Below are 16628 nucleotides of genomic sequence, written 5' to 3'. Positions count from 1 at the left end.
TGCAGTGCGGGGGAGCGGTAACCAGGGACTGCCGGTCCCAGGGTCGGCTCGCTCTGCCACGGCCGTCTGCGGGCCGACAACCTGGACGGCATGACGAAGATTGCGCTGGTGACGGGCGCCAACAAGGGCATTGGCAAGGAGATCGCTCGGCAGCTGGTGGGCGCCGGGTACGAGGTGCTGCTCGGGTCGCGGGATCTCGCGCGGGGCGAGGCGGCCGCGAAGGAGGTCGGTGCGACGGCGATCCAGCTGGCGGTGACCGATCCGGAGTCCGTCGAGCAGGCGGCAGCCGCGATCGCGGCGGAGTACGGGCGGCTGGACGTGCTGGTGAACAACGCGGCGATCATCCCGGCGGGCGACGCAGGGGTCGTGGACATTGCCCCTGGCGTCCTACGGGACGGGTTCGAGACCAATGTGGTCGGGCTGGTCGGGGTGACCCAAGCGATGCTGCCGCTGCTGCGGAAGGCGCCGCAGGCCCGGGTGGTGAACATGTCGACCGAGCTGGCGTCGTTCACGAGCGTCGGCGACCCGGCGTCCCGGATGTCGACGGTCCGGACACTCGGCTACAACTCGACCAAGGCGGCGGTGAACATGGTCACCGTGATGCTCGCCAACGAGCTCCGCGGCAGCGGCATCCTGGTCAACGCCGCCGACCCCGGCAACTGCGCCACCGACATGGGCGGCTGGGACGCCGGTCGCACGGCGGCTCAGGGCGCAGCCGTAGCCGTCCGGTTGGCCACGCTCGCTGCGGACGGGCCAACCGGTGAGGTGTACGCCGAAGCCGGCCGACTCCCCTGGTAGCGGAGTTAGAACAGGACCCCGGACCAGGCGAGCGCCTGCTTGAGGAGCTGGCCGCGGCCGCCTTCGAGGTCGCCCAGGAGGGACGGCGAGAGCGCCTCCTCCGGGGTCAGCCAGGTGAGCTCCAGCGCGTCCTGGCGCGGGTTGCACTCGCCGGTGACCGGGACGACGTACACCAGCGCGACGGCGTGCTGGCGCGGGTCGTGCATCGGCGTCAGACCCGGGAGCGGGAAGTACTCCGCGACCGTGAACGGGACCGGGCTGACCGGGAGCCGCGGGAACGCGGCCGGGCCGAGGTCCTTCTCGATGTTGCGCTGGAGCGCGTCGCGGATCGACTCGCCGTGGAAGACGCGCCCGGAGACCAGCGTCCGGACGATCTGGTTGGTCTGGGCCGAGCCCCGCAGCAGGACACCCACGTGCTCGATGTGCCCGCGCTCGTCGACGCGGGCCGGAACGGCCTCGACGTACAGGATCGGGACCCGCGAACGGGTCTCCTGCAGAGCCAGGTCGGACAGCCAGCCAGGGTTCGGGTCAGGCGTGCGCACAGAAGTCACAAGGCACATCTTTGCTTACGGCCGAAATGCCTCTCGGTAGCGGGTTGGACTCAGACCGAAATGGGCCCGGAAGCGCCGGGTCGCGTGACTCGGATCGGGCCAGCCGACGAGCGCGCCGATCGAGCCGATCGGCAGCTCGGTCTCGATCAGCAGACCGGCTGCGCGCTCGGCCCGGAGCCGGTTCAGGAAGGCCATCGGAGGGACGCCGGCCGTCCGCCCGAAGAGCCGGACCAGCGAGCCGGGGGCGAGGTTGACCGCGGCCGCGAGCCGGCCGAGCGTCCAGCCCGCGGTGAGATCCGCCTCCAGCAACCGCATCGCATGCTGGACGGCGGGATGCTGCGCCGTCCGCGACGTCGCGCCTGACAGCAGCCCGAACACATCCGCCCCGAGATAGGCATTGCGGACGACGAGCCCGGAGCATTCCGAGTACCCGTGCCACTGACCGGGCCGCAGGACGACGACCTCCCCGACCTCCAGCGGGCGTGCTCCGTCCGCCGAGACGTGGACGCCGGCGCCCGCGACCACGATCGCGATCTCGAAGAACGCATGGCTGTGCGGAGCGACGTCCGCGGACAGCTCGATCAGCTCCTCGGCGACCGGCAGCCGGGCGTCGGGGAAGACCTCGCTGGTCAGGATCTTGTGCATTTCAGTCAACCACCGGTCAAGGATCGTCTGGCCGCCGTCGAGCCCCGGCGACAAAGGTGGAACTGCCTGCTGCCAACGGATTTCGAGGAGTGGCCCGATGACCACCACCGACCCTACGCCCGCCGCGACCGTCGACGAAGCGGCCATTTCGGCCTACCGCCGCGACGGCGTCGTCCGGGTCCGGAACGTGCTCACCACCGCGGAGGCCGCCCGGTTCCGGGACGCCGCGAGCGAGGCGAGCGGGATCGCGACCGACTACGCCGGCGGCTCGGCGATCTTCAACCAGTACGTCAACGTCTGGCGCGATCACGACGTCCTCCGCGAGCTGACCCTGCACCCCAACCTCGCGCGGGTCGCGACCGCGCTGGCCGGAGTCCCGCTGCGGGTCTGGCACGACCAGCTCCTGATCAAACCAGCGAACAACGGCGCGGCGACCGAGTTCCACCAGGATGCGCCGTATTGGCCGCACAGCAGCTCGCGGCACTCGCTGTCGGCCTGGGTCGCGCTGGTCGACGTACCGGTCGAGAAGGGCTGTATGACGTTCATCCCGGGCTCGCACCGGCATCAGGGACTGCGCGCCCAGGACCTCGCCGACCGGGACGACCTCTTCCGGGTCGCCCCTGACCTGCGCTGGGAGGAGCGGCTGACGATCCCGCTCCAGGCCGGCGACTGCACCTTCCACAACGCCCACCTGGCCCACTCCGCGACGCCGAATGTGACCGACGATCCGCGGATCGCGCACGTCACGATCTACATCGACGCCGCGACGACGTACACCGGCGGCGGCCACGTGGTCACCGACGGGCTCGGTCTGGAGCCCGGTGCAACGTTGAACCACCCGCACTTCCCCGCGGTTGGACATGACATAAGGTGAGGATTCGTGCCGCTCCTCACCGACATCCGACCGTTGCGGGAGTCCGCCGACTTCCGCCGGTTGTGGATCGGCTCGACGGTGTCGCAGCTCGGTCAGCAGATGACCGCGGTGACGGTGTCGATCCAGGTGTACGCGCTGACGCATTCGACGTTCGCGGTCGGTCTGGTCGGGCTCTGTTCGCTGGTGCCGCTGGTCGTCTTCGGCCTCTACGGCGGCGCGATGGCCGACGCGATCGACCGGCGGCTGCTCGCGCTGTACTCGTCGGCGGGGCTGTGGCTGCTCTCGATGGTCCTGGTCCTGCAGTCCCAGCTCGGCTGGAACCAGACCTGGGTGCTGTACGCCGTGGTCGCCTGCCAGTCGGCCTGTTTCGCGGTGAACAACCCGGCCCGGTCGGCGATCATCCCGCGGCTGATCCGGCCTGAGCTGCTGCCGGCGGCGAACACCTTGAGTACGGCGGCGTTCAACCTCGGCTTCACCGCCGGCCCGTTGCTCGGGGCGGCGGTGATCGCCTGGCACGGGTTCGCGGCGGCATACCTGGTCGACGTCCTGACCTTCACCGCGGCGCTCTACGCGCTGTTCCGGCTGCCGTCGGTGCCGCCGACCGGATTGGTCCGGCGGGCCGGGATCCGCTCGGTGCTGGAGGGGTTCACGTTCCTGCGGGCCGCGCCGGCGCTGCTGGCGACGTTCGTGGCCGACATCCTGGCGATGGTGTTCGCGCAGCCGCGGGCGCTGTTCCCGGCGGTGGCGGGCGCGTTCTTCGCGGGCGGTGTGAAGACGGTCGGTCTGCTGCAGGCCGCGCCGGCGATCGGGGCGCTGCTCGGCGTCCTGTTCTCCGGCTGGGTGACGCGCGTCCGCCGGCAAGGGATCGCGATCTTCGTCGCAATCACCGTGTACGCCGCCGCGGTCGGCCTGTTCGGCCTGGCGCGCACGATCTGGCTGGGCGTGGCGCTCCTCGCGTTGTCGGGCGCGGCCGACATGGTCAGCTCGGCGTACCGGAACACCGTGCTGCAGTCGGCGGCGCCGGACGCGATGCGCGGGCGGCTCCAGGGGGTCTTCATCGTGGTCGTCGCCGGCGGCCCGCGCCTCGGTGACTTCGTCGCCGGTACGACGGCGTCACTCACGACCCCGACGTTCGCCCTGCTGGCCGGTGCGGGCGTCTGCATCATCGGCCTGCTCATCCTGCTGGCCCGCAACCGGCCGTTCCGGGCCTACGACTCCGACGTCCGGGCGCTGAGTTAGCCGCCGGTCACCAGCTTGCCGAGGACCTTCGGCCAGGAGGCGGCGTCCGGGTCGATCCGCTGCATCTCCTTGTCGCCGACGGTGACGAGTTTGCGGTCACCGACCGGCCGCTCCAGCTGGACCGCGGTCAGCGAGACGTTGTCGGACGGTGGGCACGGCGTGTCGGCGTCGATCAGGACGGTGATCTTGTCGTCGGCCTCGGTCACCCGCAGGTCCATCGCGCACTCCAGCGACGTCCCGATCAGCAGGTTCTTGTCGTCGTACTTCGGCCCGTTCTGCATCCAGCGCAGGTACGACGGGTGCTTCTTCTGCACCAGCTGGTACGCCGGGACCGGCTGCGGGTTCTTCTCGAACGCCGGCCCGGTGCCGTCACCGATGAAGGTGCCGTAGAGCATCGTGATACACGGGTCCTTGGCGGCCTTGCCGTGGATCGCGCCGAACGCGCGGGCCGCGGTGTAGCAGCCGTTCGCCTCCCGGTTGAGCGCGACGTTGAACCCGACCAGGGCCAGCGCGCCGACGACCAGCAGCCCTGCGAGCATCCGCCGCGAGCGCAGCTGCTGCGGCCCGAGCTCCCGGGACTCGTCGTCCTCCGGGAACTGCCGGAACAGGTTCAGCACCGTCTTCGTCCACTGCGGGTTGATCAGCGTCGGGACGGCGTAGAGCAGCAACAGCCCCACGATGACGGCGATGGCGGGGAGGAGCGCCCAGTAATTTCGCACGGCAGCAAGATACGGGGCCGACGGCTCGCACGGTGAAAGCGCGTTACCCCTCCGGTCCTCACCGATTACCGGATACGCTTCGGGAGTGCCCGCTGAGACCTCACAGACGCTCGACCGGGGGCTGACAGTCCTCGAGCTGCTCGCGGACGCGCCGGACGGACTCTCGATCACCGAGCTGGCCGCCGCCCTGAACGTCAGCCGGACGGTCGTCTACCGGCTCGTCAACACGCTGGAGCTGCACCGCTTGGTCCGTCGGGACAGTGAGGGCCGGGCGCGCCTCGGCCTAGCCGTCCTGCACTACAGCCGGCGCGTCCAGCCGACGCTGCGTGACGCAGCGCTACCGGTGCTGCGCTCACTGGCCGAAGACACCGGCGCGACGGCGCATCTGACCGTCGCCGACGGTGACGAAGCGCTGGCGATCGCCGTCATCGAGCCCAGCTGGACGGACTTCCACGTCTCGTACCGGATGGGCTCGCGGCACGCTCTCGACCAGGGCGCCGCCGGGAAGGCGATCCTGGCCGGGCGCCGCAAACCCGACCCCGCCGGCCGCCCGTTCGTGGTCACCTCCGGCGAGCTCCAGGCCGGCGCCCAGGGCGTCTCCTCGCCGGTGCTCGGCGTCCCGGGCGTCGAGGCCTCGATCGGCGTCGTCGTCCTCGGCAAACTCGACCGCGACTTCGTCGGCCCCCGCGTGGCCCGCGCCGCGGTGGAAGTCGCCAAACGCCTCGCCTAGTTCTTGGTCGCGGCCTCGACCAGGGGCAGCACGCGATGCGGGATCTGCTCGGCCAGCGCGATGACGGTTGACGCGCGCTGGATGCCGCGGACGATGACGACCTGGTCGATCACGCGCTGCAGGTCGGCGTTCGAGCGGGCCACGATCCGGCACCAGAGATCCTCGGCGCCGGTGATGGTGTGCACCTCGAGGACTTCGGGGATCCGGGCCAGCGCGGCGGCGACCGTGGTGTGGCCCGAGCCCTGCTCGATCTGCAGGGTCGCGAAGGCCGTCACCGGGTAGCCGATCGCGGTGGTGTCGATATCGGGGCCCCAGCCGCGGACGACGCCGTCGCGCTGCAACCGGTCCAGCCGGGCCTGGACGGTCCCGCGGGCGACGCCGAGCCGCCGGGAGGCCTCCAGGACACCGACCCGCGGCTCGGCGGCGAACAGCTCCAGGATCCGGGCGTCCAGGGGATCGACGGACATCTCGCCTCCGGTGATGGTCAGACTGACCAAATAGTCCAGCAGAGTGCCGCCAATACTAGACAGGTTGAGCAGTAAAACAGGGAACTGTTGCGCAAGATGCATGCCGCCTACCAGGCTCGGCCTACCGATCCGAACCTGGAGGAGCCACCGATGACCAGCACCGACCTCACCCCCGCAGAGCTCGACGCCGATCTCGACCTCGACCAGCTCAAGCAGCTCGTCGGCCTGGTGCCGTACGACGAGAGCACCGACCCGTTCCCGGTCACCGCGATGGACGCCGTGGTGTTCGTCGTCGGCAACGCGACGCAGACCGCGAAGTACTACCAGCTCGCCTTCGGGATGGACCTGGTCGCCTACTCCGGGCCGGAACACGGCAACAAGGACCACAAGGCGTTCGTGCTCAAGGCCGGATCGGGCCGGTTCGTGATCACCGGCGGCGTCACGCCGGACAGCCCGCTGAACGACCACCACCGCAAACACGGCGACGGCGTCTCCGACATCGCGCTCGAGGTGCCGGACGTCGACAAGTGCATCGCGCACGCCCGCGCCCAGGGCGCCACCGTGCTGGAGGAGCCGAACGACGTCACCGACGAGCACGGCACCGTCCGCCGGGCCGCGATCGCGGCGTACGGCGACACCCGGCACACGCTGATCGACCGCAGCAAGTACCACGGCCCGTACCTGCCCGGCTTCGTCGCGGCGCAGACCCAGGTGATCCGGCCGGAGGGGCACCCGAAGCGGCTGTTCCAGGCCATCGACCACGTGGTCGGCAACGTCGAGCTCGGCCTGATGGACGAGTGGGTCGCCTTCTACAACAAGGTGATGGGTTTCGTGAACATGGCCGAGTTCGTCGGCGACGACATCGCCACCGACTACTCGGCGCTGATGAGCAAGGTGGTGGCCAACGGCAACCACCGGGTCAAGTTCCCGCTGAACGAGCCGGCCATCGCGAAGAAGAAGTCGCAGATCGACGAGTTCCTGGAGTTCTACGACGGCGCCGGCGCCCAGCACATCGCGCTGGCCACCAACGACATCCTGCGCACCGTCGACATCATGCGGGCGAACGGCGTCGAGTTCCTGAACACGCCCGACTCGTACTACGAGGACCCGGAGCTGCGGGAGCGGATCGGGCACGTCCGGGTGCCGATCGAGGAGCTGCAGTCGCGCAAGATCCTGGTCGACCGCGACGAGGACGGCTACCTGCTGCAGATCTTCATGAAGCCGCTCGGCGACCGGCCGACGGTCTTCTACGAGCTGATCGAGCGGCACGGCTCGCTCGGTTTCGGCAAGGGCAACTTCAAGGCGCTGTTCGAGGCGATCGAGCGCGAGCAGGAGCGCCGGGGCAACCTCTGAGCACTTGCCCGCGGCAACCGGACACGGCGTGTCGCCGTCCGATTACCGGAATGACTGTTAAGGCAACGGTTGTTGGCGTAGTGTCCCCCCTGAGCGCGCGTCGGGGCGCGTGCTCAGGAAGGGTTTCGTCATGAAGACACTGGGCATTCTGCTCAGCACCGCGGGCCTGGCCGGGGTGGGCGCGATCGCCCTCGCCGCGGCACCGGCCCAGGCGGCCGAGACCGCCGCCTGTTCAGGTGCGAGATCCGTCGCGTCGGCGGCGATGTTGCGCGACAACCGACCGCCCAGTTGGGGCACTGTCCGCGTCATGCGCGACAACTGCTCGAACTACTGGGCCGAGATCAGAATGAGTAACAAGCTGCCGGCCAACGCGAAGGCGAACGCCTTCCTGGTCCAGCACGGCGGGTCGAACGACGGCCGCGTGCTGAGCTGTGACAGCAGCGGCGGCAACGGCGCGGTGATCCAGGGGCAGAGCACCTGCCGGACGCCGAAGATCCGCGCCACCAGCAACGGGATCACCTTCCACGCGATCGGCCGGGAGTACCACAACTACGGCGGTGGCTACGAGGAGATCTCGGAGAACGCGACCTCCCGCGCCCGCTGAGCGCGCCGTTCCGGACACCCGTCGCAACCCCTCCGACATTAGGCTCACGAGTATGAGTGCGGTCGTCGAAGAACTGCGGCGGGTGTTGCCGGCGGAGGCGCTGGTGACGGACCCGGACCGGATGGAGAGTTACCGCTACGACCGGGCGATGTTCTGCCCGGCCGGGGTGCCTGTTGCCGTCGTCCTGGCGCGTGAGACCGCGCAGGTCCAGGCGGCGATGCGGGTGGCGGCCGCGGCGGGTGTGCCTGTGGTGCCGCAGGGCGCGCGGTCCGGCCTGTCCGGCGCCGCGAACGCGCTCGAGGGCTGCATCGTGATCTCGCTGGAGAAGATGGACCGCGTACTCGCCATCGAGCCCGTCGACCGGTACGTCGTCACCCAGCCCGGCGTCTACAACGCCGTCCTCTCGCGCGCCGTCGCCGAACACGGCCTGTTCTACCCGCCGGATCCGTCGAGCTGGGAATTCTGCTCGATCGGAGGCAACCTCTCCACCAACTCGGGTGGTTTGTGTTGTGTGAAGTACGGCGTCACGACGGACTACGTACTCGGCCTGGAGGTCGTCCTCGCCGACGGCCGCATCCTGCGCACCGGCCGGAAGACGGTGAAGGGCGTCGCCGGGTACGACCTGACCAAGCTGATCGTCGGCAGCGAGGGCACCCTCGGCATCATCACCGAGGCGACGCTGGCGCTGCGCCCGCAGGCGGCCCGCCCGCGGACGATGGCGGCCCTGTTCGGCTCCGGCGTCGCGGCCGGCGAGGCGATCGTCGAGATCATCCGCAGCGGCGTCTCGCTGAGCCTGCTCGAGATCATGGACCGGACGACGATCACCGCGGTCAACTCCTACAAGCGGATGGACCTGCCGACCGAGGCGGCCGCGATGCTGATCGCCCAGTCGGACGCCGGTGGCGAGGCCGGCGCGGCCGATGTCGCCGCGGTCGCGAAGCTCTGCCGTGAGTACGGCGCGATCGAGTGCATCGAGGCCGAGGATCCGGCCGAGGGCGAGCTGCTGCTGGAGGCCCGGCGCGCGGCGCTGACCGCGCTGGAGCAGCTCGGCACCACGATGATCGACGACGTCTGCGTCCCGCGGTCGCGGTTGGCCGACTTCATCGGCGCGATCGAGGTGCTGGCCCGGGAGCTGGACATCACGGTCGGCGTCCTCGGCCATGCCGGTGACGGCAACATGCACCCGACCGTGGTCTTCGACCCGGCCGATCCGGGCCAGGCCGAACGGGCCCAGCTCGCCTTCGACCGGATCATGGAGATCGGGCTCGAGCTGGGCGGCACGATCACCGGTGAGCACGGCGTCGGCGTCCTGAAGCGGAGCTGGCTGGAGGCGGAGATCGGGCCGGTCGCGGTCGACGTGCACCGCGCGATCAAGGCCGCGCTGGACCCGGGAAATCTGCTGAATCCCGGCAAAGTCGTGGCGGGTGGGGTGCTGTGACCCAACCGCAATGGAACTGTCGAGGCCAAACGACCTTGGCGGTCGTCGAATGTGACGTCCGGCCAGCACTATGGAAGGCAGTTGTCTGAATCCGTCGGGGGAATCGATGAGGCAGGGTAGGAGGCGCCCTATGGGACTGCGGCGTCTGCTCGCTCCTGCCGTCGCGGCCGCGACCGCGCTGGCCGTGCTGTCCGGCTGCGCGAACGGCGGCGGCCTCCGGGTCGAGGGCGCCGAGCCGGCCGTCGAGCCGAGTGTGACGCGTCCGGCCACGCCGACGCCGGCGAGCAGCTCGAGCCCCGGCGTCCGGAAGAGCCCGGCGCAGACCGTGCCGCTGGCTCAGGTCAGGACAAAGTTGCTGGCCGACAAGGCGCTCGACGCCTGGTCGCGGGACATTCTCGTGAATTGCACCGTGATTGTGCGTTGCCTCAGCCAGGGTCCGTCCGTTGATGTAATGCACAGTGGTGTTCCTCAGCAGGTCGTCTACATCCACACCCTGGACAAGTTCGTGTTCGGCGCCTTCCTGATCGCGCTGGACGCGCCTGGTCCGCGGCGGATCTGGAGTATGAAGGTCGATCAGCCGACGATCCGGGCCAGCCGGCAAGGCGACCTGGTGGTCGAGTGGAAGGTCTTCACGTTGGACGACCGACCCTGCTGCCCCTCGGGGAGCAAGGCGGAGGTCTACCGTTGGAACGGCCGACAGATGGTCAGGCTGAGCTCGACGGACCAAAAGGGAGACTGAAGTTCGGTGGTACCGGAAGAACCGGCAGCGCGCATTCTCATGGTCGAGGACGACGCGGTGATCCGTGAGGCGACCCAATTGACCCTCGAGCGCCACGGCTACGACGTGACCACGGCCGATGACGGCCTGGAAGCGATCGAGCGTTTCGAGAAGGTCCAGCCCGATGTGGTGATGCTCGACATCATGCTCCCCGGCCTGGACGGCATCTCGGTGTGCCGCCGGATCCGCGAGACGAGCACGGTCCCGATCGTGATGGTCTCCGCGCGCGGTGACGCGCTGGACGTCGTCCTCGGGCTGGAGGCCGGCGCCGACGACTACGTGACCAAGCCGTTCGACACCCAGGTGCTGGTCGCCCGGCTGCGGGCGGTGCTGCGGCGCGCGGTCGCCGATCCGGAGCGGCCGGCCCCGGCCACCGGCTCCGGCGTGGAGTCCTTCGGCGATCTGGAGCTGGATCGCGAGGCCCTCGAGGTCCGGCGCGGCGGCCAGACCGTCCAGCTGACGCCGACCGAGCTGAAGCTGCTGATCGAGTTCGCGAACAACCCGGGCGTCGTGCTCAGCCGGTCCACCCTGCTGCAACGCGTCTGGGACTACGAATGGGGTGGTGACGGCCGCCTGGTCGACGTCCACCTGCAGCGCCTGCGGACCAAGATCGGCGCGGACCGCATCGAGACCGTCCGCGGCTTCGGGTACAAGCTCCGGGCCTAGAGTGTCCGCCGCCCGGCGTCAGCACGCCATCTCCGGCGCCCAGGCGGGCGCCTCGCTGCGTTGTCGGAAGCGCACGATGAACACCGCATCGAGCGCTTCCTCCGCCTTGCGATCCACCCACCTGACCACCGGAGCTGACGCACTGCCACCGAGCGGAGGACACTTGTGGGGCTGAGGGGGAAACTCGGCCTCATCTTCCTGCTGGTCTCGGCGCTCGCCATCCTGGTGCTGTGCGTGGCGGTCTACACGCAGGCCCAGTCGGCGCGGCTGGATCGGACGCGGAGTTTCGCGGACGAGCGGATCCGGGTCGCGGCGCAGAGCTACGACCGCAGCGGCGTCCCGGTCTTCGACGCGAAGCTGAACGACCCGGAGCTGCCGCCGCAGCTCCGGTCGGCGGTGCTGGAGGGTAAGCGCGCGACGTTCAAGACCGGATCGCCGAACGCGAAGATGTGGGCCGCGGTCGGCGTCAAGGACGGCAACATCCTGTCGATCGTGCAGGACTACGAGAGCACCGACGACTCGATGCGCGCGCTGCAGCAGGCGTTGCTGGTCGGCGGGCTCGGCACGGTCGGGCTGGTCGCGCTGGTCAGCGTCATCCTGGCCGGCGGGCTGTCCAAACGGATCGTCGCGGTCGCGGGGACGGCGCGGCAGATTGCCGCCGGTGATCTCGACGCGTCCGCGACCGAAGCCGTCGGCAAGGGCAAGGACGAGGTCTCTGCGCTGGCTGCCGCGCTGGACACGATGGCCAGCTCGCTGCGCGGTCAGCTGGAGGCCGAGCGGCGTTTCACCGCGGATGTCGCGCACGATCTGCGGACGCCGGTCACCGGGCTGACCACCGCCGCCGAGCTGCTGCCGCCTGGCCGGCCGAGTGAGCTCGTCCGGGACCGGGCGAAGGTGCTGCGCCGCCTCGTCGAGGACCTGCTGGAGATCGCCCGGTTCGACTCCGGCGTCGAGCAGGCCGATCTGGAGCTGGTCGGCCTGGGCGCGTTCGTCGGCTCGGCGGTGGCCCGGCTGCGGATGCAGCAGGCGCTCGCGCCGGACGACGTCGTCGTCGAGCTGAACGGCAAGGACGAGACCGTCTCGACCGACTCCCGCCGGATCGAGCGGATCCTGGCCAACCTGATCGTCAACGGCCTGCGGCACGGCCGGCCGCCGATCGAGGTGACGGTCAACGGCCGGGTCGTCGAGGTCGTTGACCACGGCAACGGCTACCCCGAGGAACTGATTGCCGAGGGCCCACGCCGGTTCCGCTCCGGGATGGCCGAGCGCGGCGTCGGCCACGGTCTGGGTCTGACGATCGCCGCCGGGCATGCGAAAGTCCTCGGCGCGGAGCTGACCTTCGGCACGGCGCCGAGCGGCGGCGCAATGGCCCGTCTGGTGCTGCCGGCGCTTGAGACAGAGCTGTAACACAACCTCTTGCCGAGTCAGGGCGTCTCTTCTTGCGGAAGGCTCACCGAGGGCCTGAAGAAAGCAACGAGGGGAACCAGAATCATGTTGAACCGTGCGCAGTTCGTCCGCCGTACCGCCGCCACCGTCGCGGGTGTCGCACTCGCCGCCACCGGCTTCGGTGTCGCCGGCGCGCTGCAGGCCAACGCCGCCGTCACACAGCCGGTCGCCGCTCCGGTCGCCGTCAAGACGATCACGATCAAGTCGGACAAGGCCACCGCGAAGGCCTGGGCCAAGGTGTCCTTCAGCGGCAAGACCACGGGTATCGCCAAGAACACCGTCGTTCAGGTGCAGCGCTTCGAGAACGGCAAGTGGGTCAACTTCCCGGCCACCACCAAGGTGACCGCGAAGTCCACCTACTCCGTCTGGGTGCAGAGCGGCCGCGTCGGCGTCAACAAGTTCCGCGTCCTCTCGGCCAAGACCGCCAGCGCCGCGGTGAACGTCACGATCACCAAGTGATCCGCCAAGCGGCGCTCGACTCTCCAGGGGAAGAGTCGAGCGCCGCTTGTTGTTTCTAACGGGTTCCGTAGACGTTGAACTCCGCCGCGGAGCCGAAGATCGCGCCGTTCAGCGAACTCGTGCCGACGAACTTCACGTACCGTCCGGCCTTGGCGGTGAAGTCGATCCGCTGGACGGCGGTCGAGTTCGGGAACTGGCCGGTGGCGACCGGCGTGCCCCAGTTCTGGCCGTCGGGGCTGACGTAGAGCTCGTAGCCCTTGAACATGCCGTTGGTGCCGGACTGGCGCGGCAGGTAGCTGAATCCGTTGACCTGGTACGCCGTGCCGAGGTCGAGTGTGACGTGGTGCGGGAACGTGGCCGGCGTGCCCTGGGACCAGGCGGAATGCCAGATGGTGCTGGGGTTTCCGTCCAGTGCTTCGGTCGCGGCACCGCCGGTGGCGGTGTCCTGGCTGCTGACGTCAGCGACCTTGATCCGGGACTGCGGCACGATTCCCGGCGGTAGTACGGTCGCTTCCGCGGTGCTGGTCGCCTGACCACCCGTTGCCGTCAGCACATACTTCCCCTCCGGCGTTCCGGCTGGGGGAGTGACGTCCCAGGTGGTCTGCACAGTTGCGCCGGCGGCGACCGAGACATGCGTTGCCGGTGAGCTGGCAGCCACGGTCCATCCGGCCGGGCCGGTCAGCCCGAGCGTGATGTTGCTCGCCGCAACGACGTCGTTGTTGGTGAACGTCGTCGTGACGGTGTTCGCCTCGCCGGAGACCAGCCCGTTGGTCCCGGTCACCGCGACCGAGGTGCAGTCGGCGGGTTCGGAGGCCGGACCGAGATCGGTGACCGCGAAGTTGTCGATGACGAAGTCGGCCTGATCGCCACCGGCGGACAGTTTGCGCAGCCCGACCCAGTTGTCGCCGCCGCAACCGGCGACGAACGTCTGCTCGAACTTCGCCTTCGTCCGCTGCTCGCCGATCGGAGTGGCGTTCACCTCGACCGAATCCGGCCGGTCGACGCCGCGGACCCATGCGTACTGACCGGCCCGGCCGCTCGCGTAGTCGAAGCTGACCTGGTACTTGTGCCCGGTCTGGAAGTTCACCGTCCACGGCGCCGTCCGGTAGACCAGCCCTGCGTTCTCCTCGTGCGACTTGAGCGACCACTCGCCGCCGAGTACATCGTCGACCAGCTTGCCGTTCCAGCCGGCCTGCGTGTACGGCGCGTGCTTGCGCGCCAGAACGGTCCGCGGATCGGTGACGCCACCGGCGTCGCCCTTGAGGAACGGGCCCCAGCCCTGATCGACGTTCTCGAAATCGTCGACGAGACCAGCAGCCGGTTTGGTCGTCTCGATCACCCGGGCGTCATCGATCCGGACTTTCGCGTCACCAGCGGCGGCGCCGATGCTGAGCTCAGCCGTGGATCCCTTGGCGGTGAAGACGACCCGGGCGCGCTGGTAGTTGGCGCCGTGCTTGTCGTCGGCGGCCACCTGGTTCTTCGCGGTGGACCGGTTGACGGTGTTCCGGACGCCGTCCGCGGTGATCGTGGTCGGGCGGGTCTTACCGGGCTCGACCTCGATCCAGGCCGAGGCGCTGTAGGTCTTGCCGCGGGTCAGGCCGGTGATCCGCTGCCGGAGTCCGGATGCGCGGGTGCCGAGTGCGGCGACATGCTGGCCGTTGGCCAGGGTGTCGATCGTGGCGCCGCCGGTCGCGTTCCACGCGGTCAGGTTGCCGGCGTTGAAGCCGGGGTCCTGCAGGTGGCTGCCGTCACCCCAGTTCGCCGCCTTCGGCTTCGGGGCCGCGATCGGGTAGAGCACGTAGGGCTGTCCGGCCACCGCGTCGAGCGTGACCGCGCCCCGGCGTACCGGAACCGTTCCGACCTGGACGCGGCCGGTGTCGGTCAGCTTGTAGACGCCGAACTTCGGGGCGTACGCCAGCGTGCTCGGAACCTTCCAGGTCGTGCTGCCACCGGCTGGGTTGTAGTGGTAGAGCTTCTTGTTGCCGTCCCAGGGGAGCAGGTACTTGTCGCCGTCGAGCACCTTGGCGTCGCCGACGTACAGGGCACGCTTGCCGCTCTCGACCGCGCCGCGGACGCCGCCGGTGAAGGTGATCTCGCCGTCGTTCCAGTCGACGATCTTCTGCTGCTGCGCGAACTTGGTGGGCAGGTTCTGCTTCCAGATGTTCGCGTAGAACTTGTTCCAGTCGACCTCGCCGGTCCAGCCCTCGAACTCGACCAGGCCGGCCTGGCCCAGGATCGGGTCGTTGTTCCAGACGTCCTTCTCGTGGTTGCGGACGAACCGGATGATCTTCGAGTTCAGGCCCTTGTTGGTCGCGCCGCCGTAATCGAGATCGGTGGCCCAGTGCGACCAGAGCGACGTCCGCTCGTGCCGATCTGCCCATTCGGTCGAGATCTGCCAGCCCTGCTCGGCGAGCTGCCGGGTCAGGCCGTCGGCGAGCCAGCCGGACTGGTAGTACACGTCGATGTAGAGCTGCTTGAGGTTTTCATCGGTCTCGTCGCGCAGCTGCTGGAAGCGGTTCACAATGTTGCCCGAGGCAAGATCCGGCCGCTGCTTGATGTAGTAGCTCTGGTTGAGCCAGTTCCAGCCCTTCGCGGTCTTGTCGACCAGATCCTCGCTGAAGGCGTTCGCCTCCGGGTAGGACTCGGTCGCGTTCACGTGGACGCCGAAGCTGGTGTTCCAGCTTTTGCCCTTGGCGAGCAGCTTGTTCAGGTCGGTCAACCCGCCGGCGCGCTGGTTGTAGTTGCCGCCGTAGTCGGGGTGCGCGGAGTCGTGACCCTCCGAGCCGTAGCCCTTCAGGATCGCCATCTGGCCGAGGTTGTCGGTCGCCAGCGAGATCCGCTTGACGTCGTCCAGCGTGCGCAGGAACGGATGCGTCGCCTGGCTGGCGAAGTTGAACGGGATATGCGTGATGACCCGGTTCTTGACCTCGTCGCCGCCCTGCGGCTCGGTCATGATCGAGCGGAACGCGACCGCGCCGTCCTGCCAGTCGACCGTCCGGTCCTGGTTCGCGTCCGGCGTCACGACGACCTTTGCCCAGGGCAACGGCTCGGTGTACGGCGCGGTGTCGGCGCGGTGCGTCCATTGACCGCTCCAGACGCCGACCCGGGTGCTGCCGTCGGCGCCCTTCCGCGCGCGGTGCCAGAACCGGGCGCCGTCGTCCACGGACTGCCCGGAGGGTTTGTCGTAGACCGAGTTCGACTCGATCCCGGCGGCGAGCCCGCTGGTGTTCACGAACGCGTACGCCGCGCCGACGGCGGCCGGGTCGGCCGGGGTGGCGGCCGTGACCGGCGTGACCTTGTCGGCGGTCCGCGTCGAGTCCGGGTCGAGGGTGGTGAAGGCGGTCGTCGCGCCGGTGTCCGTGCTCGCCACCGAGACCAGGTCGTGGTCCGGGATGTCGATCGTGTGCACGCGGCTGGTCTCGGTGTCCCGGACGGCGTCGATCCGGAACGTCGTCACCCGGCCGGTCAGGCTCAGGCTGGCATCCAGCTCGACCCCGGGCAGCGCGTCGAACGCGAGCCGGTACGACGCCGTCCCGCCGCGGACGGTCGGCGTCGCCGCGAGGTGCGCGACCCGCGCCGTCCCGTCGATGGTCACCGACGACAACGGCTCGGCCCGGCCCGCGAGGGCCTGGCCGGACGCGTTGTCGACGTACTTGATCACCCGCGGGAAATCGGCTCCCACGGTGACCGTCAGCTCCCGGGACCGCAGCGTCAGGTCGCCGGCCGCCTGCGCGCCCACGGGCACGATCAGGACCCCGGCGACGAGCGCTCCGGTCAGCACTCCACACCCCACTGAACGTTTCATGCCGACGAAGTTCGCACGTAACCGCAAACTCGTCAAGAGAAACGAACAGTTATGAA

The 16628-nt window shown here is 69.4% G+C and carries 16 protein-coding genes; 11 read left to right on the top strand and 5 right to left on the bottom strand.

The annotated features are described in order from the left end of the window. Positions 1-90 precede the first annotated feature (90 nt). Positions 91-798, top strand: coding sequence for an SDR family NAD(P)-dependent oxidoreductase (locus HPO96_RS07040; RefSeq protein WP_171672000.1), 708 nt, complete (start codon positions 91-93; stop codon positions 796-798). 5 nt (positions 799-803) lie between these two features. On the opposite strand, the gene HPO96_RS07035 is transcribed toward HPO96_RS07040, so the two are convergent. Then, on the bottom strand, positions 804-1349 hold the full coding sequence (locus HPO96_RS07035; RefSeq protein WP_337796529.1) for an NUDIX hydrolase family protein: 546 nt from the start codon (positions 1347-1349) through the stop codon (positions 804-806). A 15-nt stretch (positions 1350-1364) separates the two neighbouring features. Next, complete coding sequence (locus HPO96_RS07030; RefSeq protein ID WP_171671997.1) at positions 1365-1994, bottom strand: helix-turn-helix domain-containing protein; 630 nt, start codon at positions 1992-1994, stop codon at positions 1365-1367. A gap of 97 nt (positions 1995-2091) precedes the next feature. On the opposite strand from HPO96_RS07030, the gene HPO96_RS07025 reads away from it, so the two are divergent. Together HPO96_RS07025 and HPO96_RS07020 are read left to right on the top strand one after the other, a co-directional pair. Then, positions 2092-2868, top strand: a complete 777-nt coding sequence (locus HPO96_RS07025) for a phytanoyl-CoA dioxygenase family protein (RefSeq protein WP_171671995.1) — start codon at positions 2092-2094, stop codon at positions 2866-2868. A gap of 6 nt (positions 2869-2874) precedes the next feature. Continuing rightward, complete coding sequence (locus tag HPO96_RS07020; RefSeq protein WP_171671993.1) at positions 2875-4107, top strand: MFS transporter; 1233 nt, start codon at positions 2875-2877, stop codon at positions 4105-4107. Here the strand turns inward: HPO96_RS07020 and HPO96_RS07015 are convergent. After that, a complete protein-coding gene (locus HPO96_RS07015; protein WP_202885522.1) occupies positions 4104-4826 on the bottom strand; it encodes a hypothetical protein in 723 nt (240 codons plus the stop codon). The genes HPO96_RS07020 and HPO96_RS07015 overlap by 4 nt on opposite strands. 85 nt (positions 4827-4911) lie before the next feature. On the opposite strand from HPO96_RS07015, the gene HPO96_RS07010 reads away from it, so the two are divergent. Beyond that, positions 4912-5556, top strand: coding sequence for a helix-turn-helix domain-containing protein (locus tag HPO96_RS07010; RefSeq protein WP_171671991.1), 645 nt, complete (start codon positions 4912-4914; stop codon positions 5554-5556). Here HPO96_RS07010 and HPO96_RS07005 read toward each other — a convergent pair. Further along, a complete protein-coding gene (locus tag HPO96_RS07005) occupies positions 5553-6023 on the bottom strand; it encodes an Lrp/AsnC family transcriptional regulator (RefSeq protein WP_171671990.1) in 471 nt (156 codons plus the stop codon). The two genes, HPO96_RS07010 and HPO96_RS07005, sit on opposite strands and share 4 nt — an antisense overlap. Positions 6024-6173: 150 nt before the next feature. Here HPO96_RS07005 and hppD point away from each other — a divergent pair, with 150 nt between their 5' ends. The 7 genes from hppD (at position 6174) to HPO96_RS06970 (ending at position 12767) form a co-directional block, all read left to right on the top strand. Beyond that, the gene (hppD, locus tag HPO96_RS07000; RefSeq protein WP_171671988.1) at positions 6174-7376 is read left to right on the top strand and encodes a 4-hydroxyphenylpyruvate dioxygenase; all 1203 of its coding nucleotides are present in this window, start codon (positions 6174-6176) and stop codon (positions 7374-7376) included. A gap of 130 nt (positions 7377-7506) precedes the next feature. Further along, complete coding sequence (locus HPO96_RS06995) at positions 7507-7980, top strand: hypothetical protein (protein WP_171671986.1); 474 nt, start codon at positions 7507-7509, stop codon at positions 7978-7980. Between the two features lie 52 nt (positions 7981-8032). Continuing rightward, the gene (locus HPO96_RS06990; RefSeq protein WP_171671984.1) at positions 8033-9418 is read left to right on the top strand and encodes an FAD-binding oxidoreductase; all 1386 of its coding nucleotides are present in this window, start codon (positions 8033-8035) and stop codon (positions 9416-9418) included. Positions 9419-9548: 130 nt separating this feature from the next. Beyond that, the gene (locus tag HPO96_RS06985) at positions 9549-10157 is read left to right on the top strand and encodes a hypothetical protein (RefSeq protein WP_171671982.1); all 609 of its coding nucleotides are present in this window, start codon (positions 9549-9551) and stop codon (positions 10155-10157) included. A gap of 39 nt (positions 10158-10196) precedes the next feature. Then, complete coding sequence (gene cseB, locus HPO96_RS06980; RefSeq protein WP_171671981.1) at positions 10197-10862, top strand: two-component system response regulator CseB; 666 nt, start codon at positions 10197-10199, stop codon at positions 10860-10862. Between the two features lie 165 nt (positions 10863-11027). Next, positions 11028-12269, top strand: a complete 1242-nt coding sequence (locus HPO96_RS06975; protein ID WP_171671979.1) for an ATP-binding protein — start codon at positions 11028-11030, stop codon at positions 12267-12269. Positions 12270-12353: 84 nt separating this feature from the next. Beyond that, complete coding sequence (locus HPO96_RS06970; protein ID WP_171671977.1) at positions 12354-12767, top strand: hypothetical protein; 414 nt, start codon at positions 12354-12356, stop codon at positions 12765-12767. A 55-nt stretch (positions 12768-12822) separates the two neighbouring features. Here HPO96_RS06970 and HPO96_RS06965 read toward each other — a convergent pair whose 3' ends face one another. Beyond that, complete coding sequence (locus tag HPO96_RS06965; protein WP_171671975.1) at positions 12823-16572, bottom strand: endo-alpha-N-acetylgalactosaminidase family protein; 3750 nt, start codon at positions 16570-16572, stop codon at positions 12823-12825. Positions 16573-16628 lie beyond the last annotated feature (56 nt).

It is taken from the genome of Kribbella sandramycini (genome assembly GCF_013131805.1).
Classification (GTDB): Bacteria; Actinomycetota; Actinomycetes; order Propionibacteriales; family Kribbellaceae; genus Kribbella; species Kribbella sandramycini.
The sequence above is the reverse complement of the archived record's forward strand: the minus strand, read 5'-3'. Positions and strand labels throughout refer to the sequence as shown.